Raw genomic sequence first — 23886 nt, 5'->3', positions numbered from 1 at the left:
CTCTTTAGCTATCCATTCTAAGGACGAGTCTGTTATTTGTGCGTTTGGCCTGAAAAAGCCGGTATCACGCATGTTGGTCAATACACCTTCAACGCACGGAGCTGTTGGCCTGTCTACGAATCTGTTCCCGTCGTTTACATTGGGCTGTGGCGCGGTAGGCGGAAGTTCTACTTCTGACAACGTTACACCAGAGCACCTTTTTGATATTCGTCGTGTAGCTTACGATACGGAGAAACTATCTTATAAAGCCGTGCAGGTTAATCCGCAGCAGACTTCTTCTCCATTCATGTATGGCTCAACGACATCAACGATCAACAACATGGATACAATCCCTGTCGAAATTTCCGCAAGACACGTTCATCTAAGTGAACAAGATGCGATGGCGCTTTATGGTGGTCCTTTAACAAAAGTGCGTGAGCTATCTCAGCCGGGACAATTCTTATGTAAAGAACGTATTCGTCTAATTGGCCCGAAAGGTGTCATTGATAACGTGGCGGTTCTTGGCCCGAGCCGTAGTAGTTCACAGGTGGAAATTTCAAAGGCAGATGCTCGTATTTTGGGAATCAAAACGCCACTTCGTCAGTCAGGAGATATCGAAGGGACTCCGGGTATTATTCTCGCATCACAGAATAATATTGTAGGCCTTGAAGAAGGGGTCATTATTGCAGCCAGACATATCCATATGCCTTCCAAAGATGCACAACGTTTTGGTGTTGTTGATAAAGATGTAGTGAGTGTTCACCTTCAAGGAGAGCGTGCACTAGTACTCGAAGAAGTATTAGTGCGTGTAAACGACGATTTTGCTCTATCTATGCATATTGATATTGATGAAGGAAATAGTGTGTGTTGGAGCAAAGACACAACAGGTCGAATTGTCGCTAAAAAACAAGTTTTTTAAGTGCTCAGTACAGGGTGTCAATACAAGGCAATATTATGGATTCAGATACTTTAATACAAACTATTGTTGAACGTGTGCTTACTCAGTTGCAAGAAGAGTGTTCCGGAAATAACAAAACCAAAGTTATGGTTTTTGGCACCTACTCGCAGCAGGTAGAGCAACATATTCTCAAATGTATTTGCAAAACTGATGTAGAGCTTTGTTTCTGGGATGACGAGCGCCAACATACGGAAGCGGAGCGCAACATCATCCCACTGCTGTCATGTGGGGACATGGCCGATCTTGCGTTGGGCAAAGCAAAAGGCCCGATGATTGAAGCGGTCTTACAACTCCTGCTTGCAGGAAAGGCTGTTGAAGTCATTGATTATGAGTACAAAGTGTATGAAAAAACGGCTTCACCAGCTTTGTATAAGTTGTATTTACAGCATGAAAACACATTGCATTCATTTGGCCTGACACTTCTCAAACCTGACCCTGAACCCGTTCTTCGATTCTGGCAAAAACTTATTACAGAGAAAGATGTGGAGCAAGCAGCACAGAATGGTGCGAAAGAAATACATGTGCCAATGGACAGCGTGATAACTCCTCTCGCAGTGGATCAAGCAAAATTGAATCATATTGATATCAATAAGAAGCTATAAGTGAATTTATTATGATTGTAGGTGAAGTGATCGGTAATGTTTGGGCTACACGTAAAGAGAGTACGCTAAGTGGCCTCAAGTTTATGGTTGTTCGATATCAAGACCCTGTCGCACCGGAAAATAAAAAAAGCTTTGTGGCTGTAGATTGTGTCGGTGCTGGTACTGGTGAGCAAGTGTTGGTTGTCACTGGAAGTTCTGCGCGTATGGCAATACAAATCGAAGGTGCCCCTGTTGACGCAGCCATTGTTGGCATAGTTGATGAAGTACAAGTTATATCGGAGTGATAGATGGATACTCTTGGAGTCGTTGAAACAAAAACTATTGCATCAGGTGTAAGACTTGCCGATGAGATGCTCAAGATTGCTGATGTAACACTCGTTAGAGCTTCAACTATCTGTTCAGGTAGGTATCTTATTTTTGTATCGGGTAAGCAATCTGATGTTGCAACGGCTGTGAGTCACGCTCGTTTAACGAACAAATTAACTGGGAATTTTGTGATTTCTGGTATTTCACCTGAGCTTGTCGCAGTTTTGAAAAAAAGGTTATCGGTCAAAACGGTTCAAGCCATAGGTTTAATCGAATCGAGCACGGTTTCTTCAGGCGTTGCTGCGGCTGATATTGCAGTAAAGAGTGCTGATGTCAGTCTGATCCGCTTTGTAGCCGGGCTCGGGATCTGTGGAAAATCTTATTTTATTTTTAGCGGTGAGTTAGCCGCTGTTGAAGAGGCCAATAAAATGGCCAAAGAGTTTTTGGGAACAAAATATATCGAATCAACAGTGATTGCCCGCCCAGAGCATGATGTGGTCAAGGCGATAATAGGTGTGAGATAAATATGAAAAAAACACTGGTAGAAGTAAAGACTCTTGATGAGCACATTTGTGTCAAAGACAATGCTATCTATTTAGATGGCAGTATTATCTTAACGCCAAGTGCGAGAGATGAGTTGAATAAACGAGGTATCGTTATTGTGCATGGTTCACCAAAGGAACCTGATGCGGCTCAATGCGCTATAGATTGTACTTGTGAAGAGTGTATCAAGCAGGCTGCTAGTGGCAGTACAGAAAAGTTCTTTTATTCTATAGCCGCCATATTGAAACAAGATTTTGGCGTTGAAGATGTTAAACAGCTACAAGAAATGAGCTGTCGCATAGTAAAAGCTATAAATAAACAATGAAATAGAAAATATATTGCCACAGTCCGGCAAATAATATGATGGAGAAAAAAATATGAACGCATTAGGTATGGTTGAAACTAAAGGTTTGGTTGGTGCAATTGAAGCGGCTGATGCAATGGTAAAATCGGCAAATGTTGAGCTTGTTGGCCGTGAGCAAGTAGGTAGTGGGTTAGTCACTGTTATGGTTCGTGGTGATGTAGGTGCCGTAAAAGCCGCTACTGATGCTGGTGCTGCTGCTGCTGGTAATGTGGGCGAGCTTGTCAGTGTGCACGTTATTCCACGCCCTCATCATGAAGTGGAGAACGTACTACCGAAGTCTAATAAGTAATTTTTATCATTACCCGAGTCGATACCATATAAGCTCAAACGGTCTATATTTTTTTAAAACTGTATTTCTCTCTTAGACGGAAATACAGTTTTTATTCTCATAGTTTAAATTCCGTTAGAGAAATTTTGGGAATAATGTATGACACAATTCTATGGAAAAACAAAAGTTTGCTATGGAACAAATGCTTTGGATAACCTTCAAAAGTTACCAGGTAAAGATGTTTTCATAGTGACAGATAGCTTTATTGCTAAAACAGGCTTTGTTGATCAAGTAAAAAGTAACTTATCGACAGGTGTTTTATCTACCATTTTTGATGAAGTAGAGGCGGACCCTTCCTTAGATACAATAACAACTGCTACACATCTCTTTATGAAAAGTGAAGCAGATATAATTATTGCCATCGGTGGAGGCTCAGCGATAGATGCTGCTAAAGCTGTCGCTTATTTTGCCAATCATGCAGATTTGTTGCGTCCACCTCCTTATCTTGTCGCTATTCCTACAACCAGTGGTACAGGATCGGAAGTGACCTCGATTTCGGTCGTCACAGATAAAAAAAATGGTCTTAAAATCCCCCTTCAGGATGACACCCTTACTCCAGATCTGGCGATACTAGATGCGAGATTTACGCGAACAATGCCACCATCTATTACAGCAGCAACAGGAATGGATGTGTTAACCCATGCGATTGAAGCATACGTATCAAATCGAGCAAATCTGTTTACATCGATTTATGCCGAGAATGCCATCAAGATTGTTTTTAAGTATTTGCCACGAGCCTATGTTAGTGGTGAAGATATGGAAGCTCGTGAGCAGCTTCTTTTGGCTTCCTGTATGGCAGGTATGTCCTTCAATAACAGCGGATTAGGAATAACTCATAGCGTCGCTCATAGCCTTGGTGGTCTTTTTCATATACCTCATGGCATCGCAAATGCGGTATTACTGCCCTCAGTTATTGAGTTCAACAGCTTTGATGCATGTATACAGTATCAAAAGCTTGCACACTGTTTGGGGTTGCCGGCTTCATCGATGGATGAAGGATCGAGTTCTTTCTTAGAGGCTGTCCGTCAGCTTAATGCCTCTTTAGATATCCCGAGCCGAATAAGTGGGCTGGATATTGATGAAGATGTGTATATAAGCAATCTGTCAACGATGGCAAATAATATTCTTCAAGACATCTGTACAACGACTAATCCTAAAAAAGCTTCATATGATGATGTGATTCAATTATTAAAAAAGGCTTGGTGACAGAATTACTGCTGGACGAGTTTTTTGAAGGCAACGGAGAGAACCTGCTGTTCAACTTGGGCTATGATTTCGGAAGGCACTCGTAAGCTCATGTTTAAAGTGCCTTTAAAATCAGTATTATGCGGTAAAGCTATTAGATGGCTTCACCATTGATGGAAACAGCTACGTCGATGTTGCCGCGTGTTGCGTTGGAGTATGGGCAAACCTGATGGGCTGTACGCACAAGCTGAAGCGCCGTTTCCTGATCCATGTCCAGCGTAGCGGCCAGGCTAACGGTCAGGGCGAAACCACCTTCAGAGTTCGGACCAATACCGACCTCTGCCGTTACCGGTGCTGATGTAACAGACACCTTGGCTTCACGGGCGACATGCAAAATCGCGTTGGAAAAACACGCTGCGTAGCCGGCGGCAAATAGCTGCTCAGGGTTTGTGGCGGCGCCGCTGCCACCCATGGCTTTCGGGTAGGCTAAATCTACCTCCAGCAGGCCATCATCTGTGGCGACTTTACCGTTACGGCCAGCCAGTGCTGTTGCTTTTGTTGAGTACAGTGTTGTCATAATAATCTTCCTTTATTTAAGTTGTGCGCAATTTAATTGCTTGCAATCATAGTTCGAAATAATAATGATGGTCAAGTATATTGTGCGCAACTTAGTTGGTTTTTTTATCGAAACAGAGAGGGGAAAATGGTAAACAACACCAATGACCTTGAGACCAAAGAGGCAATCGCGCTGGAAAATCAGGTCTGTTTTCCACTCTACAGTGCCGCCAATGCCGTTGTTCGCGCGTATCGTCCGCTGCTAAATGCATTGGATCTGACATATCCACAATATTTGGTGATGATGGTGCTGTGGGAACATAACGGTATCAATGTCAAGGAGCTAGGAGCAAAGCTGTATCTGGATTCCGGGACATTGACGCCACTGTTAAAGCGCCTTGAAACTAAAGGACTGGTTGTCCGTACCCGTGGCCTGGAGGACGAGCGCGTCAGAATGATATCGCTTTCTGATGAAGGCGCGGCTCTGAAAGAGAAAGCCCTTGCTATCCCCGGCGAAATGGCCTGTAAAGTCGGGGGAGATATTGAAGAGCTTGCCCAGCTTAAGTACCTGTGTGAGAAGCTGGTAAAAACACTCAATCGCTAGGCTAGGTGCCGCTCAAAAGGTTTTAGCTATGGTGATCTGCTACTGATACAATTTAGCGAAGACAAACGAAACTCGAATAATTAGTGAAATAAAAAATGGAAGAAATTTACTTTGCCGGAGGGTGCCTTTGGGGCGTGCAGGAATATCTACGGCATCTGCCAGGTGTTATCTCTACTGAAGCTGGCCGCGCCAACGGAACATCCGCCACCACGAAAAGTGAGTATGATGGCTATGCTGAATGTGTCCGTACCCAGTTTAATCCGGAAGTTGTTTCTGTCGAGCAGTTGATGGATTATTACTTTGAGATCATCGACCCCTATAGCACTAATAAACAGGGAGACGATATTGGAGAAAAATACCGGACCGGTGTATACAGCAGAAATAACAACCACCTAACAGAGGCCAGAAAATATATTGACAGCAGAGATGATGCGGCTCAGATAGTCGTGGAGGTGTTACTATTATCCAACTACGTACAAAGTGATGATGAGCATCAGGATCGGTTAACACGTTATCCAGGTGACTACTGCCATATACCAAAGAATATTCTGCATAAATATAAATGCTAGAATCCTCTTTCAGTGAGGGTATTGTCAGAACGGTTGAATATGGTTGGTGAGGTGGTTTGGGATTGTTTGCTTCATCTGGTTTCCAACAGCTTTTGCAATGGGCGGAATTAGTGTGAATATCCTTATCTATACAGACAACGTATCGACTAATCATATTCTTTACTATGCGTTGGGTAGATTACGCGGCAAGAAAAATATTTACTTTGTAAACGCAAATGAAATCTTGGAAGGTGCATTATCTTCCGATATAGATCTGTTCGTGATGCCAGGCGGTGCAAGCCGTTACAAAGCAGCCAAGCTTAATGGTGCTGCAAACCGCTTAATAAAGAAATATGTAGCAGAGGGGGGCCGCTATTTAGGTATTTGCGCCGGGGCCTATATGGCCTGCGAAACGACCTACTGGGCTAAAGGCCAACCCTTTGAGATTGCTACCAAGAACGAACTATGTTTTTTCCCGGGAATTGCTCAAGGCCCTGTAGCAACCTTCGGTCGTGGTGATAATTTCAACAGTACTGAAGCACGTTTGGTTGCTTTAGAATTAAATGGTAAGCAGGTTATATCTTTATACCTTGGTGGTTGTGTTTTTCAGCCTATTGCAGAAACTGGTTACAAAGTATTAGCTACCTTTGCTGAGTTGGCAGAGAAGCCTCCGGCTATTGTGTGTGGCGAATATGGCAAGGGCGCTTGGTTACTTTCTTCCACTCATCCAGAATATGATCAGGAAGCGTTAGAACTCATGAAATTTGATGTCGTAGGAAACGACTATCAGGGTTTTTCTCGCTTACAATCAGATTCATCATTGAATCTAGATTTATTAGACTATTTGTTAGTTAAACTGTTCGAATGAATGACAGTAAAACAGAACTCCGGTTATAACATCTATAGTCGCGACTTTTCGTCTAACTAACCCGCTGTCGCGCTTTAATTTCTCGACTACTGCGAATAAATCTTCGCGATCTTCCAGTCTCACTCCCATCCAAATTAGCCTACTTGCAAAAGATTGTTTGCTATCCCTGTCGCGGATCTTTCTCTGTTCACAATGATCAAAATTTACTTTACCAAAACTGTACCGTACAGTACGATTTGTGCAAATCATTACTTTGGGTTTCCAAAATGAAGAAGAAAGTTATCGCCTTGTCGCTCGTTATCGGTTCATTGCTTGCTGTCGGTTGTACCTTGTATAAACCAAATACGGTTACCACCGACAATGCTTACGTTCATTCTGATGTCACCGCGATTTCTCCAGAGATAGGAGGGCAGGTTAGTCAGCTGTTTGTTGAAGACAATCAATGGGTGAGCAAAGGCGAAGCATTGTTTTCCATTGATGATGAAGACTTTATTGCCAACCAGGATATTGCCAAGTCGGCGGTGGATGTGGCAAAGGCTGCACTGAAAGCCAACCAAACTAAGACCGAAATGCAATTGGTGAAAATTGAGCAGGCGAAGCAAGCCATTCATAGTGCAGGCGCCAATGCCAAGCACCAAGCGGCGGAGTTCAAACGGTTGTCACGCCTTGTACAAAAGCAGTCGGTGAGTAAAAACCAGTATGAAGCACAAAAGACCCGTTCGATTGAAGCGAACAGCAAACTAGAGACGGTCAAACTGGCCTTAGCGGCGGAGCAAAAGCAGTTCGATGCGCTGCTAACGGAAAAGCAGCAACTGACTGCGCAGAGAAAGCAGGCTGAAGCGAACCTGCGTCTGGTTAATATTGCGCTGGAAAGAACCGTGGTGAGAGCGCCATTTGATGGCTTTGTTGCAGACAGGCAAGTGCAAGTGGGTAAGTTTGTTCAGCCGGGGATGGGATTGATTGTGATGGTGCCTGACTATGTTTGGGTAGAAGCCAATTTTAAAGAAACACAGCTGGAAAATGTCTCCCAGGGGCAAGACGTCGAAGTGGTGTTGGATATGTTTCCAGATCAACCGTTGAATGGTCGCGTAACATCCATTACGCCGGCTACAGGGGCACAATTTAGCTTACTCCCACCTCAAAATGCGACGGGTAATTTCGTCAAAGTTGTCCAGCGTGTGCCTGTGCGTATTGAGCTGGATATTCCGGCAGGGTTGAAGCAACGTATCTATCCGGGGCTATCTGCTGAAGTATCGATTGAGACAGCAAGACAAGGTTAACAGCCGATGAAAACTCGTTCTCCTTTACTGATATTGGCACTGTTTGCCATTGCAGCTTTTGGCATTAACTCAATTATGTTCACTGAGTTATCGCAAGAAATGGCGGCGACGACCGGGCTTTCACTGGATGAAACCGAGCTAGTGAAAACCGGCTTTATGATCACCCAACTTCTGGGCTTCATGTCGGCTCCGGTACTGGTTCGTAATTGTGGTGCCTATCTGCCACTGTTGAGCTCATTATTGGTCGGTATTGCGGCAAATATGGTGTTGTACTGGCAACTACCTAATCCATGGCTGTTTACCATCACCTGGCTTTGTGGCGGTTTTTTTATGAGCATGCTACTGGTGACGGTGAACCTATTCTTGCTCGATACGTTTGAGGAGCGTTGGCTACCCGCCATTATTGCCCTTACCTTAGTGTTTTCAACGCTGATCCCGATGGGACTTTATCCCTGGCTGGTGGCAGAGTTATTGGAAGTGTTTGATTGGTCGCTCTTCTGTGCTGTGTCTGCATGGTTGTACTTTTCTGCTTTAGTACTGGTGAGCTTATTTAAACCGCCACCAATCCATATTTCAGCCAGATCAAAATCAGGCGCTTTTATTTACTTAGTGCTGGCAGCAGCAATGAGTTTTGTGGTGTATCTCCTGATGCGCGGCAGTTTCTATAACTGGTTAGATTCGATTTTGTTCTCCCAACTTACGGTTATCGCCGCTACGCTAGTATTGGCCGCAGTGTATCTCATCGTCATCACACGGAAGCGAAATACAGCATCTATGCAGCTACACAGTAAGTTGAAAACCAATGTCTTCATGTACAACGCATTTTTGGCCGGTTTTGCGGTAATGGCAAGTACAGCACTGTTTGGCAACTTCCTGAAAATGGCGATGGCCTACAACAACCTCAATGCGGGTTATGCGCAATTACCCTCATTTTACGCTATGCTCGTCGGTATGCTGGTGAGTGTGCTGGTGTTCTACTTCAGACGTCCGCTTGCTGATGCCGTGGTGCCGTTTGGAGTGTTGATGATTTTGCTATCGGTGAATGAATTCAGCCAGTTGCCAAGCTTTGTCGGGCCAGAATCCTTACCCCTGCCAATGCTGCTACGCGGTTTTGGTGTGGGTATGCTGAACGTATCGGTGACTATAGCGGTACTGATGTATTTTCAGGTCGATGATCGTCTTGAGGGTATTGCTAATTTTTATCTGTTCCGAACCATGGGGGGAGTGATAGGCGGTGCGTTTTTCTCGCGTGTGATTCAAAACCACAGTGCACAAGCTTCAGGTGAAATTGGTCGAAGCTTAGATGGAACAAGCCACACGTTTGCGGCTTATGAACACGCACTGGGTAACGCGATTCTGACCCATGGCCGATTGCCAACTCCATCATTGGGGATGAGCCAGATCAGCGGGGTAGTGAAAGAGCAAGCAACCACGCTAGCATTGAATAACTCGCTCATTATGTTCATTTTCTCCATTTTTGCCCTTGCACCAATTCTATTGATTGGTAAAAAACTGGCTGCAAAACAGGAAGCAAGCTAGCTCTAGCGAAAGGGAAGTGGTGACACTCCTTTTTCGTATTCTGCTTATCGTTGATAGAGCGAAAGAAATGCACAAATGGCCTTGTGTGCATGACTGTCTAATTCTTCGTCGCTGAGAAAGTCAAATCCCATTAACGCCATGTTTTGGTAATCGAGTTTGATCAGTGCAAGAAGCTGCCCACAGGCGAGATCAGGATCGTCAACTTTAAGCTGTTGGCTGACTTCATCGGTTTTTAGAAACTCAATTAAGTACTGATGAATCCGCCTAGGCCCCTTTTGCCAGAACTGGTTTGGCACGGAGTCGTGTTTATTGAAATCGGCCGAAATGATCCGGTAGAGCGATAACATCGGATTAGAACAAATACCCTGCAGATACTTCTTCGCGAAGTCTTCAAGCGTATCTTGCAGAGAGTCGTTTTGCTTTTCTGCGAGTTGGAAAACTGATTCTAAACTGGTTTTAGTATTATGCGCTAAGACCTCAATAAACAGCCCTTCCTTGTTGGAGAAATAGCGATATAAGGTCTGCTTCGAGCCGCCACAAATGGCAACGATTTGGTCCAGCGAGGTATCTTTGTAACCTTGTTCAATAAAGAGTTCAGTGGCTACCTCGATGATTCGGGTTCTTTTCTTCTGGGTAGAAGCACGCATAACAAAACCTAGCTTAAGTAAAACTGTTCAGTACAGTACCATTATTGGTGAATAGGTACAAAAGAAGGCTTCACGAAAACATGACTACTTTGATAATGCCTCTAGAAACCACGCCTGAAACTCATCAAGGAGACAGGAGATAGACTCGGGCTTAAATTCTTTCGAGTTATAGTCAAGGTGGATCATTAGCATGCCTTGATAAATCATCACATTAAATAAAAGACGATAGTCTCTGATTATGTTGGGGCTAATTGTTCCGGTAATTGGGATAGGGGAGAGAGAAAACGCGATCTCATTTTCGAACGTGGTCATTTCTCCGAAGTAATTCCATAAGATGTCTCGTTCACCCTGAGGTTGAAACTGTTCAGGACTATCTGGATATATCAGTTGCTCCAGGATCAAATAACCCATTTCTGGATTTGGTACGACTTGAAGTTCCTTGTTCATTTGCTGGGACAGTGCGGAGAAGCTGCCTGTAAACGAGTGCGCTGTTTCTTGCGTTGTTTCAATACAAGGTAATAGAAATGGATAGTCGACAGCAAAGGTGCCGACGGTTCGGTTGAAGTCCCGGTGGTGGGAGTTTGGCCTGCCCAAGGCAGTTTTGGCGATGCGAATCGGTTTGTCTGTCATCTTATCGCCAGCCCAGCTACGCAGGCTCAGGTTGAGCATCGATAGCAAAATGGCTTCCAGACCGGGAAGGTTTTCTTTTGTGGCAAGTTCTGAAAGTTGGATTGTCTCTTCTGGTGAAAAGTAGATGGACTCGGTTCGGCTGTCGGCCTGAAGGTTTGTTGTTATTTGAAAATCATAAGGTAATGTCGTGGTTTCGGCGTTGTTAACTTCTTCCCAGTAACCGATTTGGTTTAGTAAGTTTTCTTGATCTGCACTGGTGTGATCAAAGGGCTGGGTAGCGGTTTGTTTGTCTGCACCTCTTGGAACTAAACGGTAAACGTCCTCGGCAAAATCAAGGAATGAGTGAGACTTGAGGAGGTATTCGTCAATGCTTTTATTAGTTAATCGCGTATATTCACGAGCAAAGTCCTGCAGCAAAATCAACGTGGAGTAGCCATCAACGATAAGCTGATGCGCGGCTATCCAAAGGTGATCGCCTGTGGGTGTATTGAAGAGCGCAACCTTTAATAGAGGATCCGTTTCGAGGTTGGTATCCTGGACTAATATTGGCATTATTGCCTGAATTTGCTCTTCTACAGGTGTTGAGTTCTCTTCGATGTGATAACGGAAGAAGTCAACATATTCGCCTTCAATAGGAGCTAAGATGACTTGTTTGGTTATCTGTTGGCTTTCATCAAGAACAAAGCGACTACGCAAAACGTCATGATGACTGACAAGTTTTAGAAAGGCTTTCTTAACCAGCAACTCTTCAAAGCCTTGCTCATTAAATAGCATGACGGCACCAAACCAATAGTGCAGATCATAGTCATTCTTGGTGACGAACTGTAGCTGTGAATGGATGAGGGGGAACTCACCGGTTACAATGCCTTGGTCTGCTCGTTGGCTATAATAGGCTAGCTGAGTGCTGAGCTCCACAAGTGTGGTTTCTTTAAGAAGCTCATAGATATCGAGATCAAAACCCTGCCCTCTAAGCTCATTAATAACTTCAATGGCTTTTAGTGAGGTGCCACCGAGAAGAAGAAACTGATCGAGTGCCGATACATCTTTTCTGTTCATTACCTTTTTGATTGCATTGGAGAGGACTTGCAATGCCGAACTATGAGTATCACGGGTTAGAGTGGATCCGTTTTTTTCATTGTCACCGGTAAATGGATTAGCAAGTGCTTTTCGATCCACTTTTCCGTTAGCTGTCAGCGGAACAGATTCAATCTTGATGAAGAACTGCGGGATCATATAGTCGGGGAGCTTGCTTTTAAGCTGGTCGATGATCTGTTGTTTTGTAGGGTTATCCCGGCTGACATAATAGCTGCAGAGGTGCTTTTCGCCGCTGTGATCTGCCTGCGCAAGTACTATTGCCTCGTCAATGGCCTCAATACCCTTGATAGTGGTTTCAACTTCACCTAACTCTATTCTGTAGCCCCGGATTTTTACCTGATGATCAATTCGTCCCAAGAATGCCAAGTTGCCATCCGGTAGCCAGCAGGCAAGATCCCCTGTTCGATAGAGCTTCTCGCCGGGAATATAAGGGTTTGGGATAAACTTTTGCGTGGTTAAGTCAGGGGCATTGAGGTAGCCACGTGCCAGGCTCTTGCCTCCAATACATATTTCTCCGGCTTCGCCTTTGTCGACAGGTTCTGTAGAACCTTCCTGGAATAGATAGATCTGGTTATTGTAGACAGGTTGTCCGATTGGGATGTTTTTAGCGCCTTCTTTAACGAGATGGGCGGTTGCCACAACCGTATTTTCAGTTGGTCCATAGTTGTTGTACAGGCGGTAGTTTCTCTGCTTAAAGTAATTAAGTTTATCGCCGCCGGTGAGAACAACACGTAGAGAGTTATTCTCTTCTTGCATGAACTTTTCGCAAAATTGGGTTGGCAGAAAACTGACCGAAATAGCATGGCGATGGAAGTAATGATTGAGGTTAGTTACATCTAACCTTAGATGGTCAGGAATAATGTGCAGCGTTGCTCCCTGTATCAAACAGGGAAATATTTCACCGACTGACGCGTCAAAACTGAAGCCCGCATACTGGGTGAATTTGTCGCTGGCAGTTACCTTGTAATAATCAGTAAACCACTGGCAGTAGTTAAGCAGTGCGTGGTGCTCAATCATGACACCTTTCGGATTGCCGGTCGTTCCCGAGGTAAAAATGACATAGGCGAGCTGGGTATGATCTGGTTTAACCGGCAGCGGAGCTGTCGTAAAGTTGTGCCAATGTGTCCATGCCTCGCTTAACGGGTTTTGTAGCGTCGAAGCAAAAGGGGAGTCGTAGTCTGTGGTTGTAATATTTAACTCCAAACAGGTTGCTAATGTCTGACATGAATCTTGCCGTGAAGTGATGAATTCGAGCCGTCGACTATTAGCGAACACTAACCGGATGTTCGCTGAACGAATCATATAGTCGATGCGTTCGCCGGGCAGCTCGACGGCAATAGGGACATAAGCGCCCCCGGCTTTCTGAATAGCCAACATTGCTATGACCATTTCGAGTGATCTATCCATGTAGACACCGACACATTCTTCTTTGGCTATTTTTCCTGCCTCAAGAAGAAAGTGGGCCACTTGATTGGAGTATTCATCCAACTGCTGATATGACAGGCTTTGTCCCTGAAAGTAGACGGCTTCCTGTTGAGGATTAATCCGGGCTTGCTGTTCAAATAAATCGACGACTGTTTTTATCATACTAACGCGGCCATGGAGATTCGATTGGAGTGGCTATTCATTTGGCTATTTATATGGTTGTGGTGAGGTTAGGTTGGAGGCTCACCACATCCGGCATCTTATTATATGTGATTCGTTGCATTTAATTGATTGTTCAGTCAATCATTGGCAGCGGTTTGCGATCAGTTAGACAGTCTGGCTGTAACTTGTTGCGGGGCACGCGTATTGCCCCGGCGAAGAGTTCGTTATGACTGGTAATCGCTTGTTACGCTATGACCTTATTGGGTAATAGATTTACCCTCGCGGGCTTTGGCTTTGCATCGTTTGACCAGAGCGTGGGTCATTCCTTTGAAAATGAACAAGTGGGCGGGCATCATGGCAAACCAGTAGAGAAGCCCGGAAAAGCCTGCCGGGTGCCACCAGGCGCGGATATCTATTTCACGGTATTCGCCTTTATCCTCAATGGTAAATTCGAGCCGTCCAAGCCCCGGTGCTTTCATTCCGAACAGCAGGGAGAGAAAGCGATTGGGCACGAGATTGATCACCTTCCACGAATCAACTTTATCGCCGAGCTGCAGTTTTTCCGGATCGCGGCGGTAACGTTTCAGGGCGTCACCACCAATGGCAAAATCCATCCACTCGCGTATTCTCCATAGGTAATTGGCGAAGAAGTAACCTTCCTTGCCGCCGACGAGCTGAACCTGATCCCAAAGCTGTTCGCAGGTCGCATCTGTTTTCAATGTGTAGCCGGCCTGTTTGGGGTAATAGCCATAACCGGTTTGCCAGCGGGCAAGGGCATCGGGATCAAACCCCCAGATTTCGCTGCGCACCACCTCGCTTTCATGGCCGAGGCATTCTTCGACAGCCTCGTCATAAGTGAGTAAGTACTGTGGGATCAGCGACTGAATCGCACTGCCGTTGGCGACAAGGTCGAAACGCAGTCCGCCGATCAGGGCGCGGGCGATATTGGTTGGTACCGAGGTAATAAACTTCAACCAGTAGGCCGCAATGGAGGGGGTCAGCAAAGGGAGGGGCAAAATCCGGACTTTTTTCCCTGCATGGGCACCGAGTTTGCGCATCTGGGCTTCGTAGCTAATGGCTTCAGGGCCGGTGACATCCATGATTTGGTGTCGGCAAGGATTGAAGTGCAGCAATTCAAGCAGGTAATGAAGCAGGTTTCGCAGCGCGATAGGGGAGTTATTAGATTTCACCCACTTGGGGGCAATAATAATAGGGAGGTGGTAGACGAAGTCCCGCATAACTTCGAATGCCGCCGATCCCGGGCCGACAATGATCCCGGCACGAAGTTCGGTAATGGGGATACCGCTGTCGCGAAGGATTTCTCCGGTTTGTTTTCTTGCGTCCAGGTGCTTTGAGTTCCCTTGTTTAGCCTGGAGGGCACCAAGGTAGATAACTCGCTGAACCGAACTTTGTTTAAGAGCCTGACTGAAATTTCTGGCTGCGTGGAGTTCGATGTCGATAAAGTCGTGTCCATGGTTCATGCCATGAACCAGAAAGAATACGGCATCAACACCTTGTAGTAACCTGTCGAGGTCGGAATGAATATTGAGGTCGAGCTCCACCAGTTCGATGTTGGGAATTGCTCCCCATCCTCGCTTTTCTAATAAGTCAAGGTTTCGACCAGTGGCTTTAATCTGGTATCCGCTGTTTGCCAGTTCGGGAACCAGGTGACTTCCTACATACCCTGAGGCTCCGACAACCAGAATTGTTTTTATCATCTATTACATGCTCCCTGCTGTAATGGTCTGTAAATGGTCTGTAAATGGTCGATTTTAACTATGTTGATGAAAGGTCATTGAATATATAGTGACGATAATAAAAATGTAGCGGATAAAGTCCGACCTGTCGCTGGCTGGGTGGTGATTAGGTTTCCTGATACCGCTTTCTGAACATTGTCTTACAATTACCAAAGGGGTCTTAAAATACTTTTTCTGCGCCAGCCGGAAGAAAAGCCTACTTGCCGAATAATAATGGTAGAATAACGGCAAGAGCCTACAGGGAATACAGAGGCGTTGATATGTGTATTTTATCGGCACTCAGTATGTTGATTTTTCAGATGTTGTGATTGACGTGTAGGCGGATTGTTTAAATTGTGGGTGGTTTGTAGCGCATTGCATTTTTATTTCCAAATGAGACTTTTAAAGTACTTTCTCGAATCCGGGCTTTGCTGTAAATTTCACTTTCGGAAAACACCTACAAAAATTTGGGGAATTGGATGTTACGACTAGTGGAGCTCTGCAAAGGCTACCAGGACGGCGGTGAGTATCACTCTGTCTTACAAGGTGCAGAGCTGGAGCTAAAGCAAGGTGAGCAGTTGGCCCTTATGGGCGAAAGCGGCTCGGGGAAAAGTACCTTGCTAAATTTGATTGCAGGCCTGGACACGGTCGACTCTGGTGAAGTCTGGTTGGGTAAAACACCGATTCACGCAATTTCCGAACGTGAAAGAACTGCTTTTCGTCGTAACAACATTGGCCTCGTTTTTCAGCAATTCAATTTACTTCCCACTTTAACTACTGCTGATAATATTCGTTTCTGCCGCCAGCTTAAAGGGCTGGAAGAAAAGCCGGAATTATGGCGCCAGATTATTTCCGCCCTGGATCTTATGCCGCTGCTGGGACGCTACCCTGAAGAAATGTCAGGCGGCCAGCAGCAACGCGCTGCTATTGCTCGTGCCCTGTATATGGAGCCGGATATTTTGCTGGCGGATGAACCGACAGGAAGCCTGGACGAACGCAATGCCGGCGCGGTGATACGGCTCCTGGTTAACCTGACACATCAGTTAGACTGTACCTTGTTGTTAGTGACGCACAGTAAAAAGGTTGCGGAACATATGAACGGTTGTATTCGACTGCAGGGAGGCCAGCTTCATGTCAAGCCCCGTAGCTAAAGCGCTTTGGGGGCATTATAAGCGCCACCCTTTTCAAATCGTGCTGGTATGGCTTGGCCTCACATTGGGCATTGCCCTGTTGGTTGGTGTTATGGGCGTCAATCAGCAGGCCAGAGAAAGTTATCGTCAGGGCGAACAGCTGTTTTCAAATCCTTTCCCGTATCGTATTCGCCACAACCAGCCCGCTATCAAGGTTCCCCAAGGTTTTTATATTCAGCTTCGTCGTGCCGGTTTTAGCCAGTGCGTGCCGATGGATCAGCATACGATTGTGACTGACGAGAGTCGAGATTTCGAGATTGTCGGTATTGATCCCATTGCCATGTATTCGAATTTCAAGGGGCAGGTCACTAGCCAGAGCCAAACCCAGATGATGTCGCTGATGCGTCCGCCATATCCCATTATGCTTGGCGAGCAGCTGGCAAGTTATATGGGAGTGGTTGATGGTCAGTTCCTAACCCTGGAGGACGGCCGACAAATTGGCCCGCTGAAGGTGGTTGACGAGGAGCGAATTCGTGGTCCGAGGATGATTGCGGATATGTCGCTAATACGCGACCTCCATCCGGGTACGGGTCTGACCGCAATCTTGTGCGGTAACATGTCGCCGAAACAGCTGGCTGAGCTTACCGAGCAGTTGCCTCCGGCCCTGAAGCTGGAGCGTCATCAGAGTGCCACTCTCGAGCCGCTGACCGATGCTTTCCATCTGAACCTGTTTGCCATGGGGATGCTGGCATTTGTTGTCGGCCTGTTTATCTTCTATCAGGCGATGTCTCTGTCTTTGTCTCAGCGCCAGCCTCTGGTTGGCTTGCTTCGTCAGGCCGGGGTTTCCGGCTCACAGCTGGCAAAAGCCTTGCTGCTGGAGTTGCTGGTGTGGATCGCCCTTGGCTTGTTCGGTGGTAACTTGCTTGGCCTTCTGCTTGCACAGCAGTTACTGCCTTCGGTGGCAGAAACCCTGAACAGTCTTTATGGTGCCAATATTAGCCTGTCAGTAAGCTGGCATTGGCAGTGGGGGCTGGCATCGCTGGCAATCGCCTTGTTTGGCAGTCTGCTGGCCTGTGGTTGGCCGTTGGTACGTTTGATTAAAACCCAGCCGGCCCGTTTGTCGACTCACATGTCTCTGGTGCGTTTCAGTGGTCGTGAGTTTGCCTGGCAGGCATTGTTCTCGTGCATGTTTATTGGTGCGGCTGCGGCTGTGTACCAGCTACCGCACGGCCAGATGGCAGGCTTTGTCCTGATTGCGTTCATTCTTATTGCTTTTGCGCTCAGTATGCCGTTCTTACTTTGGCAGTTATTCCAGGGGCTAGGCTTGGTTGCACGCTCGGCGCGCTTACGTTGGTTCTTCTCTGATGCCGCAGCAAGCTTGAGCTACCGCGGGGTAGCAGCCATGGCATTCATGCTGGCACTGGCATCAAACATTGGTATGGAAACCATGGTCGGGAGTTTCCGCAGTACGACACAGGTATGGCTGGATCAGCGCCTTGCGGCTGACATCTATGTTCGACCTTCTTTGAATGTTGCTCCGCGTATTGCTAGCTGGCTAGACGAACGCGATGAAGTGAAACAGGTATGGTGGCAATGGCGCAAAGAGATTCTGACTGAAGCGGGTACGCTCCAGGTTGTCAGCATCGGTGGTACTAAGGAAGAGAAACAGGCGCTTTCGATAAAAGTCGCTGTGCCTAACTATTGGCAACGGCTGCACTATCAGCGGGCTGTGCTGGTTAGCGAGTCGATGGCGCTAAAACAGGGTTGGAAGCCCGGAGATAAGATAGAGCTCCCGAGTCCGATGAATCAGAACTGGTTGGTTGCCGGTGTGTATTATGATTACGGTAATCCGTACGGGCAGGTGATTCTGGCGCACAAACGCTGGCAGGAATACTGGCCTTACAAAGGGCAGGTCGGCTTGGCTATTCACCTGAAGCCGGATACTGACAGCATGGCTGTGATGAAAGAAATGGGACAGCGTTTCCATTTATCACCAGAGCGGGTGCGGAACAATGTCGAGCTGATGGAGCAGGCAATGCGGGTCTTTGACCGCACCTTCATTGTGACGGCGACCCTGGGTAAACTGACCTTGTTTATTGCTGTATGTGGCCTGTTTTTTGCCACCGTAGCCGGAGAAGTCTCGCGTCAGCGCCAGTTTGCGCTGTTGCGTTGTATGGGCATGACGGGGCGGGAACTCGCCGCGCTCGGAGGCGGCCAGTTGTTGCTGATCGGCGTTATGACGGCGGTGATTGCCTTGCCACTCGGCTTGGTGCTGGCTCAGTTGTTGATTGATGTGGTGCTGAAATACTCGTTTGGCTGGACTATGCCAGTTCAGTACTTCCCATTTGAATACCTGACATCTCTAGGCTCGGCATTGGCGGTGCTGCTGGTTGCTGGTGCCTGGCCAGTTTGGCGTCTGGTGAAACGGTCTGCCATTTTATCGCTGCGGGAGGCTTTCTGATGAACCAACTAGCAGGTCGCGCACTGGCGATATTCAGCTTTTTGTGTCTTATGTTGTTAGTTGGCTGCGACACTGACGAGCCTCGTTCGAACTCTGCCGATATACTCCGGCAGGGGGGCGAGGGTAATTATCAGCCGGTGGTACCGGGGAAAAAGTGGACCTTTCCGAAAGATCACCTCAGCCATCCGGCTTTTAAGGCCGAGTGGTGGTATCTCACTGCCAATCTTGAAGCTGAAAACGGGGAAACATTTGGCGTACAGTGGACGCTGTTTCGTTTTGCTTCGGGCAACGAGCCGGGTAACGGCTGGAAGAATCCGCAAATGTATATGGCCCATACCGTTGTGACCAGTCGGGATAAAATATGGCATGCAGAACGTTTTGCCCGTGGCGGGATCGGACAGGCCGGAGTCACCGACAACCCTTACCGTGCCTGGCTGGACAACTGGTCGTGGCGTTCTTATAGCGATAGCCCGTTCCCCGGAACACTGGCATTTTCCGACGGCGAGATGGCTGCCAAGCTTGATATTATTAATTTGGGTGAGCTGATTTTTCAGGGAGAAAATGGCTATAGCAGGAAACATCCGACGGAAGATGTTGCTTCTTATTATTTCAGTGCTCCTTTCTTATCCCTTAATGGCACGCTGGAGCTGGATGGGAAAACGTATAAAGTGAAAGGGGACGGTTGGTACGATCGTGAATGGAGTAGCGAAGGACTGTCCCAGAAGCAGAATGGATGGGACTGGTTCTCTGTCCATCTGGATGACGGCAGTGCCTTGATGGTTTCGCAAGTCAGGGAAGAGGGCGGTAAGCCTTATTTCTTTGGTTCTTTGAGCTGGCCTGATGGCAAAACAATCGTGTTGCAGCCGGAAGATATTCGGCTGAAACCAAAATCATACGTAAAACACCAAGGTAGGCAGTTCCCGCTGCAGTGGCGAATTGAAGTACCGACACAACAGATACAATTAGAAGTGGATGTTGTCCGCAAGGAGCAGTGGTTGCCGTTTATCTTCTCATACTGGGAAGGGCCGATAAGGGTCAAAGGCAGTCATTCAGGACAAGGATTTATGGAGTTAACCGGTTATTAAGGCGCTTAGCCTGCCGGTTTGCCGTAAAAAGATAGGACGAGAAAGTGGTAAATAAAATGACAGTGGATGAACAGGCGTTAGCTCAGCGATTAATGAACTATCGTCGCGAGTTTCATCGATACCCTGAATCGGCATGGTGCGAGTTTTTTACTACCAGCCGGATTGCAGGTTTGTTGCAGTCGCAGGGGTATGAGCTTTTCTTCTCTGATGCGATTATTGCCCGTAACACCATTATGGGACGAGATGACGCCAATGTTATCAAGGCTCAGGAGCGAGCAATAAGCTGGGGAGCCGAGCTTGATCATCTGGCACAAATGAACGGCATCACAGGTGTTGGCGCGCTGTTGGACACGGGGCGTCCGGGACCGGTGATCGCTTTGCGGTTTGATATCGATGCTGTCGATGTGATGGAAAGCCAGGATGACTCTCACCGCCCACGTTTCCTCGGATTTGCCTCTCTGTCACCGGGTGTTGCCCATGCCTGCGGGCACGATGCCCATGCTGCGATAGGTTTGGGCATTGCGGAATCATTGGCTGCGAACAAAAATGCCCTTTGCGGCAAGATAAAGTTACTGTTTCAGCCTGCAGAAGAAGGATGCCGAGCCGGTAAAGCCATCGCCGAGAGTGGCTGGCTGGATGATGTTGATTATTTCATTGCCGCCCATATTGGCATGAACGTACCGAGCGGGACACTGGTTTGTGATCCCCAGCATTTTTTGTGTAGCTCAAAGTTTGATCTCCATTTTAAAGGTAAGCCGGCCCATGCCGGTATCGAGCCGAATGCCGGGCGCAATGCTCTGGCTGCCGCGTGTACCGCTGTCACACAAATGTTGGCCATACCCCGCCACCGTGACGGCATGACACGAGTGAATGTCGGTCAGCTTCATGCCGGAGACGGTCGTAATGTCATTCCGGCCAATGCGGTACTGATGGGGGAGACCCGTGGTGAAAACCGCGAATTGAACACTTATATGTATCAGCAGGTAGAACAGATCGCCCAGGCTGCTGCCATGATGCACGGCGTCAAGGTCGATATAAAAGCGCAGGGCGAAGCGATAGGCTTGCATAACGATCAGGAGATGGTTGAATTGTTGGGTCGACTTGGTCCATGCAGCGGTTTTTCCGAAGTTGTGCGTGAGAAAGACTTTGGTGCCAGTGAAGATGCCAGTTATCTGGTCGACCGGGTACAGGGCAATGGCGGTAAGGCCATATATTGCTTGGTTGGCTCTGATTTAACTGCCGGTCACCACAATGGCGATTTTGATATTGATGAAAGCCGAATGCTGCCTGCGGTTAAATTGTTTTTGAACGCTATCGAACACCTGCAAGGTGAAACTATTCATAAGGAAGAAGAGGTCGCATAATTCCTTATTCACTTAGTGTGGCAACGTCAGCTAGTGACGTTGTCACGTCAAGAGGTCCGTAGTCCCATTCTCACAGTATCTTATTCATCCGAATAATACATTGTTATTGTTAAGACACTTTCTCTGATTAGAGCGCATGTTATTCATCTAGTCTATACAGACTGATCATTGATATGCGGGGGGGGGGCCATGGCCGAAGAAAGCGCGGAATCTGCTAGACAGACTGGCGCTGGCCTGTCATCCCTTCACATCAATCACTGGTTATTCCCATTCTGCCTCAGCGAGAAGTTTAAATTTGCTACCCGAGTGGCGATCAGTCTGACACTCGCATTCCTGATCCCCATGGCGCTGGGGTGGCCGCAACCCTCGACAGCGGCAACTACGGTGATGCTGATTGCCTCGACGGGCAGTCGTCGTGAGTCTTTGGCCAAAGGAACATTGAGGGTATTGGGAACAATCGCCGGCGCTATTATCGGCTTGGTACTGGTTGGCTTTTTTGCTCAGGACCGCCTGCTTTATATGCTTGCGGTATCGCTGGTAGTGACAGTCGTTTTCTATATTCGCAGCGCCTATCTGGCAGATCCGACGCTATTTATGCTAACAGGTGTGATGATCCTGATGATGTTTAACGGCGGAGATGCGGAAGGGGCATTTCTGTATGGACTTGACCGTACCTATATGACGGTATTTGGTGTGGTTGTCTACACCCTGGTTGGAGTCTTTGTTTTTCCTCCTCAGGTTGAACAAAACCTCAGGCAATTGGCCGAGGATCTCGGCAAAGTCCAGCATCAGTTATTTTTGCTGATTAGCAGTACTGCAGTTGAACAAGGAGGGGAGCCAGAAACTGAGTCTGACAATGTTGGGGAGCAAGATGCACAGGAACCAGAAAGCCCAGAGAGCAACAACGCGCAAAAGAGTGTCTCTGAGCTGATCCCTGCTCTCTATGCTGCGCAAGAGGCATTGGAGCAACGCTATAACACGCTCAGTTCTGAGTGCAGTGAGATTTCAGCGTATAAAAAAGAGTGGGACTACACGCTGTACTACTATCAGCAAATCACAGAGTTGCTGTTGTTTGCGGCCAAAAGTCAGGATCAGTTATCGTCTCACTCACATTGCTATATTGAAAACTATCAACAGCTTGTGGCTGATATTGACCAATCTTTTCAGAAACTTCCGTCGGCTTGGGATACTGAGACCGGTAATGCTTACGCAGAGAAGGTGTCTGTTGCCTATGATGCCGACAGGCTTGAGACTGCAGACCACATTACCCGTGGCATAACAGTGACGAGCGGTTTTTTGTTTGGCAAGCTTAATGAGACGCTCGCTCGTCTGATGAGCACAATAAATTGTATTGATTCTGTGACGGGCAGAATTAGCTTTCACGAGGAGTTGCCGGCCCGGCAGCCCGCCTTTAACTGGTGGGATGCCGAAAATGCCAAGTCTGCAGTGAAAGTCATGGTGACCTACTGGCTAACAGGTATTATTTGGATCTTGTTTAATCCGCCCGGTGGTTATAATTTCGTTGTCTTCTGTACATTATTTGTCTCTATACTTTCTTTTTTACCCATTCACCCAGTCTTGTTATTAATACTATTTTCCTTAGGGTTTATTTTCTCAGTTCCTTCTTATGTATTTATTTTGCCGCAGTTGACGTTGGGCTCAGAGTTGGCGATTTTTATTTTTACCTATACCTTTGTCGGCTTTTATGTATTCAAGGGACCAATTACTATTTTCTTTCTGATAGGCATGTTCACTTTAGGAATAAGCAATGAAATGACCTATCACTTTGGCATTATTCTGACGATTGTCACCTTATTTTATCTTGTCGTCATGATGGTGATACTCTCTTATTACTTTCCGTTTTCATCACGACCAGAGCATCTGTTTTTAGTGATGCGTGAACGCTTTTTCCGTCATGTCTGCGGGCTGATAGCTTGTCACCAAAACCTCACCCCGTCAATGTGGACCAGAGTAAAGCTGGGTTGGCACCTGGTTACGCTGAAAGTGACAATGAAGAAGCTCAAGATATGGGGAAGTAAGGTAAATACAGCCTATTACGAGCAACTGTCAGCTGAAGAAATCACCAGTTTCTGTCGTCAGTGTGAGCTGCTTTGTCACCATCTCATTACCCTGACAAAGTCAGAACCGAGGCTTAGAAGAAACAAGTTGGTGATGAAGGTTCGTACTGACTATACGGATAAAGCTATTCCTGAGATTGCTCGACAGTTAGCAAGTCAGGATGTCTTCAAACTCATACAAGTAAATGAAGACAGCCAAATTTCAGGTGCCAGTGAGAACTATAAGGCACTTGAAAAACAACTGGATAGTTTTTTTGAATCGTTAGAGTTATCCGATTATTCAAAATCAGACATTGCCGGTTTTTATATTTTCCTAAACTTGAAAAAAAATATATTTGATTCGTTGGTTCAATCTAAAGCTGCAAGTGATGTGATTCACTGGGAGCAATTAACACAGAGTCGATTTTAGGGGGG

Annotated in this window: 21 protein-coding genes; 17 read left to right on the top strand and 4 right to left on the bottom strand. The window is 46.7% G+C overall.

Annotation, left to right across the window (positions count from 1 at the left end; translation table 11 throughout):
• The 7 genes from L4D19_RS20030 to L4D19_RS20000 form a co-directional block, all read left to right on the top strand.
• The coding region (locus tag L4D19_RS20030) for a phosphate propanoyltransferase (protein ID WP_428453965.1) at positions 1-898 on the top strand (898 nt) is incomplete at its 5' end.
• Between the two features lie 35 nt (positions 899-933).
• Positions 934-1539: a hypothetical protein gene (locus L4D19_RS20025; RefSeq protein WP_428453964.1), complete on the top strand. Its 606-nt coding sequence runs from the start codon at positions 934-936 to the stop codon at positions 1537-1539.
• 11 nt (positions 1540-1550) lie between these two features.
• Entirely contained in the window at positions 1551-1823 is a 273-nt protein-coding gene (locus tag L4D19_RS20020; protein WP_428453963.1) for a EutN/CcmL family microcompartment protein, read from the top strand.
• Between the two features lie 3 nt (positions 1824-1826).
• Positions 1827-2369 carry a BMC domain-containing protein gene (locus L4D19_RS20015; RefSeq protein ID WP_075765482.1) on the top strand — a complete coding sequence of 181 codons (543 nt, stop codon included), beginning with the start codon at positions 1827-1829 and terminating at the stop codon, positions 2367-2369.
• Positions 2370-2371: 2 nt separating this feature from the next.
• The gene (locus L4D19_RS20010; RefSeq protein WP_428453962.1) at positions 2372-2713 is read left to right on the top strand and encodes a hypothetical protein; all 342 of its coding nucleotides are present in this window, start codon (positions 2372-2374) and stop codon (positions 2711-2713) included.
• Between the two features lie 52 nt (positions 2714-2765).
• Positions 2766-3041, top strand: a complete 276-nt coding sequence (eutM, locus tag L4D19_RS20005; RefSeq protein ID WP_075765486.1) for an ethanolamine utilization microcompartment protein EutM — start codon at positions 2766-2768, stop codon at positions 3039-3041.
• 138 nt (positions 3042-3179) lie between these two features.
• Positions 3180-4286, top strand: coding sequence for a 1-propanol dehydrogenase PduQ (locus L4D19_RS20000; RefSeq protein WP_428453961.1), 1107 nt, complete (start codon positions 3180-3182; stop codon positions 4284-4286).
• A gap of 133 nt (positions 4287-4419) precedes the next feature.
• Here the strand turns inward: L4D19_RS20000 and ohr are convergent, their stop codons facing one another.
• A complete protein-coding gene (gene ohr, locus L4D19_RS19995) occupies positions 4420-4842 on the bottom strand; it encodes an organic hydroperoxide reductase Ohr (protein WP_160658218.1) in 423 nt (140 codons plus the stop codon).
• Positions 4843-4968: 126 nt separating this feature from the next.
• On the opposite strand from ohr, the gene ohrR reads away from it, so the two are divergent.
• From ohrR to L4D19_RS19970, 5 genes are all read left to right on the top strand, one after another.
• Positions 4969-5424: a transcriptional regulator OhrR gene (gene ohrR / locus L4D19_RS19990; RefSeq protein WP_428453960.1), complete on the top strand. Its 456-nt coding sequence runs from the start codon at positions 4969-4971 to the stop codon at positions 5422-5424.
• Positions 5425-5519: 95 nt separating this feature from the next.
• On the top strand, positions 5520-5993 hold the full coding sequence (locus tag L4D19_RS19985) for a peptide-methionine (S)-S-oxide reductase (protein ID WP_428453959.1): 474 nt from the start codon (positions 5520-5522) through the stop codon (positions 5991-5993).
• Between the two features lie 112 nt (positions 5994-6105).
• A complete protein-coding gene (locus L4D19_RS19980) occupies positions 6106-6840 on the top strand; it encodes a BPL-N domain-containing protein (protein ID WP_428453958.1) in 735 nt (244 codons plus the stop codon).
• A gap of 266 nt (positions 6841-7106) precedes the next feature.
• Positions 7107-8120 carry an HlyD family secretion protein gene (locus L4D19_RS19975; protein ID WP_428453957.1) on the top strand — a complete coding sequence of 338 codons (1014 nt, stop codon included), beginning with the start codon at positions 7107-7109 and terminating at the stop codon, positions 8118-8120.
• 6 nt (positions 8121-8126) lie between these two features.
• Entirely contained in the window at positions 8127-9659 is a 1533-nt protein-coding gene (locus tag L4D19_RS19970) for an MFS transporter (RefSeq protein WP_428453956.1), read from the top strand.
• A gap of 44 nt (positions 9660-9703) precedes the next feature.
• Here L4D19_RS19970 and L4D19_RS19965 read toward each other — a convergent pair whose 3' ends face one another.
• The 3 genes from L4D19_RS19965 to L4D19_RS19955 all read right to left on the bottom strand — a co-directional run bounded on the left by L4D19_RS19965 (position 9704) and on the right by L4D19_RS19955 (position 15336).
• The gene (locus L4D19_RS19965; protein WP_075765500.1) at positions 9704-10306 is read right to left on the bottom strand and encodes a TetR/AcrR family transcriptional regulator; all 603 of its coding nucleotides are present in this window, start codon (positions 10304-10306) and stop codon (positions 9704-9706) included.
• 84 nt (positions 10307-10390) lie between these two features.
• Complete coding sequence (locus L4D19_RS19960) at positions 10391-13618, bottom strand: non-ribosomal peptide synthetase (protein WP_428453955.1); 3228 nt, start codon at positions 13616-13618, stop codon at positions 10391-10393.
• 257 nt (positions 13619-13875) lie between these two features.
• Positions 13876-15336, bottom strand: coding sequence for a DUF2867 domain-containing protein (locus L4D19_RS19955; protein WP_428453954.1), 1461 nt, complete (start codon positions 15334-15336; stop codon positions 13876-13878).
• 497 nt (positions 15337-15833) lie between these two features.
• On the opposite strand from L4D19_RS19955, the gene L4D19_RS19950 reads away from it, so the two are divergent.
• From L4D19_RS19950 to L4D19_RS19930, 5 genes are all read left to right on the top strand, one after another.
• Positions 15834-16505, top strand: a complete 672-nt coding sequence (locus L4D19_RS19950) for an ABC transporter ATP-binding protein (RefSeq protein ID WP_428453953.1) — start codon at positions 15834-15836, stop codon at positions 16503-16505.
• Positions 16486-18945, top strand: coding sequence for an ABC transporter permease (locus tag L4D19_RS19945; protein ID WP_428453952.1), 2460 nt, complete (start codon positions 16486-16488; stop codon positions 18943-18945). Before L4D19_RS19950 ends, L4D19_RS19945 begins: the two co-directional genes overlap by 20 nt.
• Positions 18945-20030, top strand: coding sequence for a lipocalin-like domain-containing protein (locus L4D19_RS19940; protein WP_428453951.1), 1086 nt, complete (start codon positions 18945-18947; stop codon positions 20028-20030). The genes L4D19_RS19945 and L4D19_RS19940 overlap by 1 nt, the downstream gene beginning before the upstream one ends.
• Before the next feature lie 56 nt (positions 20031-20086).
• Complete coding sequence (locus L4D19_RS19935) at positions 20087-21394, top strand: amidohydrolase (protein WP_428453950.1); 1308 nt, start codon at positions 20087-20089, stop codon at positions 21392-21394.
• A 189-nt stretch (positions 21395-21583) separates the two neighbouring features.
• Positions 21584-23881, top strand: coding sequence for an FUSC family protein (locus L4D19_RS19930; RefSeq protein ID WP_428453949.1), 2298 nt, complete (start codon positions 21584-21586; stop codon positions 23879-23881).
• The last annotated feature ends 5 nt before the right edge of the window (positions 23882-23886 follow it).

This window comes from Photobacterium kasasachensis (assembly GCF_050336885.1).
GTDB lineage: Bacteria > Pseudomonadota > Gammaproteobacteria > Enterobacterales > Vibrionaceae > Photobacterium > Photobacterium kasasachensis.
This window is presented reverse-complemented; position numbering and strand designations above follow the sequence as displayed.

Coding starts and splice junctions, on each gene's coding strand:
- L4D19_RS20025 (WP_428453964.1), top strand. CDS start 934: ATGGATTCAGATACTTTAATACAAACTATTGTTGAACGTGTGCTTACT.
- L4D19_RS20020 (WP_428453963.1), top strand. CDS start 1,551: ATGATTGTAGGTGAAGTGATCGGTAATGTTTGGGCTACACGTAAAGAG.
- L4D19_RS20015 (WP_075765482.1), top strand. CDS start 1,827: ATGGATACTCTTGGAGTCGTTGAAACAAAAACTATTGCATCAGGTGTA.
- L4D19_RS20010 (WP_428453962.1), top strand. CDS start 2,372: ATGAAAAAAACACTGGTAGAAGTAAAGACTCTTGATGAGCACATTTGT.
- eutM (WP_075765486.1), top strand. CDS start 2,766: ATGAACGCATTAGGTATGGTTGAAACTAAAGGTTTGGTTGGTGCAATT.
- L4D19_RS20000 (WP_428453961.1), top strand. CDS start 3,180: ATGACACAATTCTATGGAAAAACAAAAGTTTGCTATGGAACAAATGCT.
- ohr (WP_160658218.1), bottom strand. CDS start 4,842: ATGACAACACTGTACTCAACAAAAGCAACAGCACTGGCTGGCCGTAAC.
- ohrR (WP_428453960.1), top strand. CDS start 4,969: ATGGTAAACAACACCAATGACCTTGAGACCAAAGAGGCAATCGCGCTG.
- L4D19_RS19985 (WP_428453959.1), top strand. CDS start 5,520: ATGGAAGAAATTTACTTTGCCGGAGGGTGCCTTTGGGGCGTGCAGGAA.
- L4D19_RS19975 (WP_428453957.1), top strand. CDS start 7,107: ATGAAGAAGAAAGTTATCGCCTTGTCGCTCGTTATCGGTTCATTGCTT.
- L4D19_RS19970 (WP_428453956.1), top strand. CDS start 8,127: ATGAAAACTCGTTCTCCTTTACTGATATTGGCACTGTTTGCCATTGCA.
- L4D19_RS19965 (WP_075765500.1), bottom strand. CDS start 10,306: ATGCGTGCTTCTACCCAGAAGAAAAGAACCCGAATCATCGAGGTAGCC.
- L4D19_RS19960 (WP_428453955.1), bottom strand. CDS start 13,618: ATGATAAAAACAGTCGTCGATTTATTTGAACAGCAAGCCCGGATTAAT.
- L4D19_RS19955 (WP_428453954.1), bottom strand. CDS start 15,336: ATGATAAAAACAATTCTGGTTGTCGGAGCCTCAGGGTATGTAGGAAGT.
- L4D19_RS19950 (WP_428453953.1), top strand. CDS start 15,834: ATGTTACGACTAGTGGAGCTCTGCAAAGGCTACCAGGACGGCGGTGAG.
- L4D19_RS19945 (WP_428453952.1), top strand. CDS start 16,486: ATGTCAAGCCCCGTAGCTAAAGCGCTTTGGGGGCATTATAAGCGCCAC.
- L4D19_RS19940 (WP_428453951.1), top strand. CDS start 18,945: ATGAACCAACTAGCAGGTCGCGCACTGGCGATATTCAGCTTTTTGTGT.
- L4D19_RS19935 (WP_428453950.1), top strand. CDS start 20,087: ATGACAGTGGATGAACAGGCGTTAGCTCAGCGATTAATGAACTATCGT.
- L4D19_RS19930 (WP_428453949.1), top strand. CDS start 21,584: ATGGCCGAAGAAAGCGCGGAATCTGCTAGACAGACTGGCGCTGGCCTG.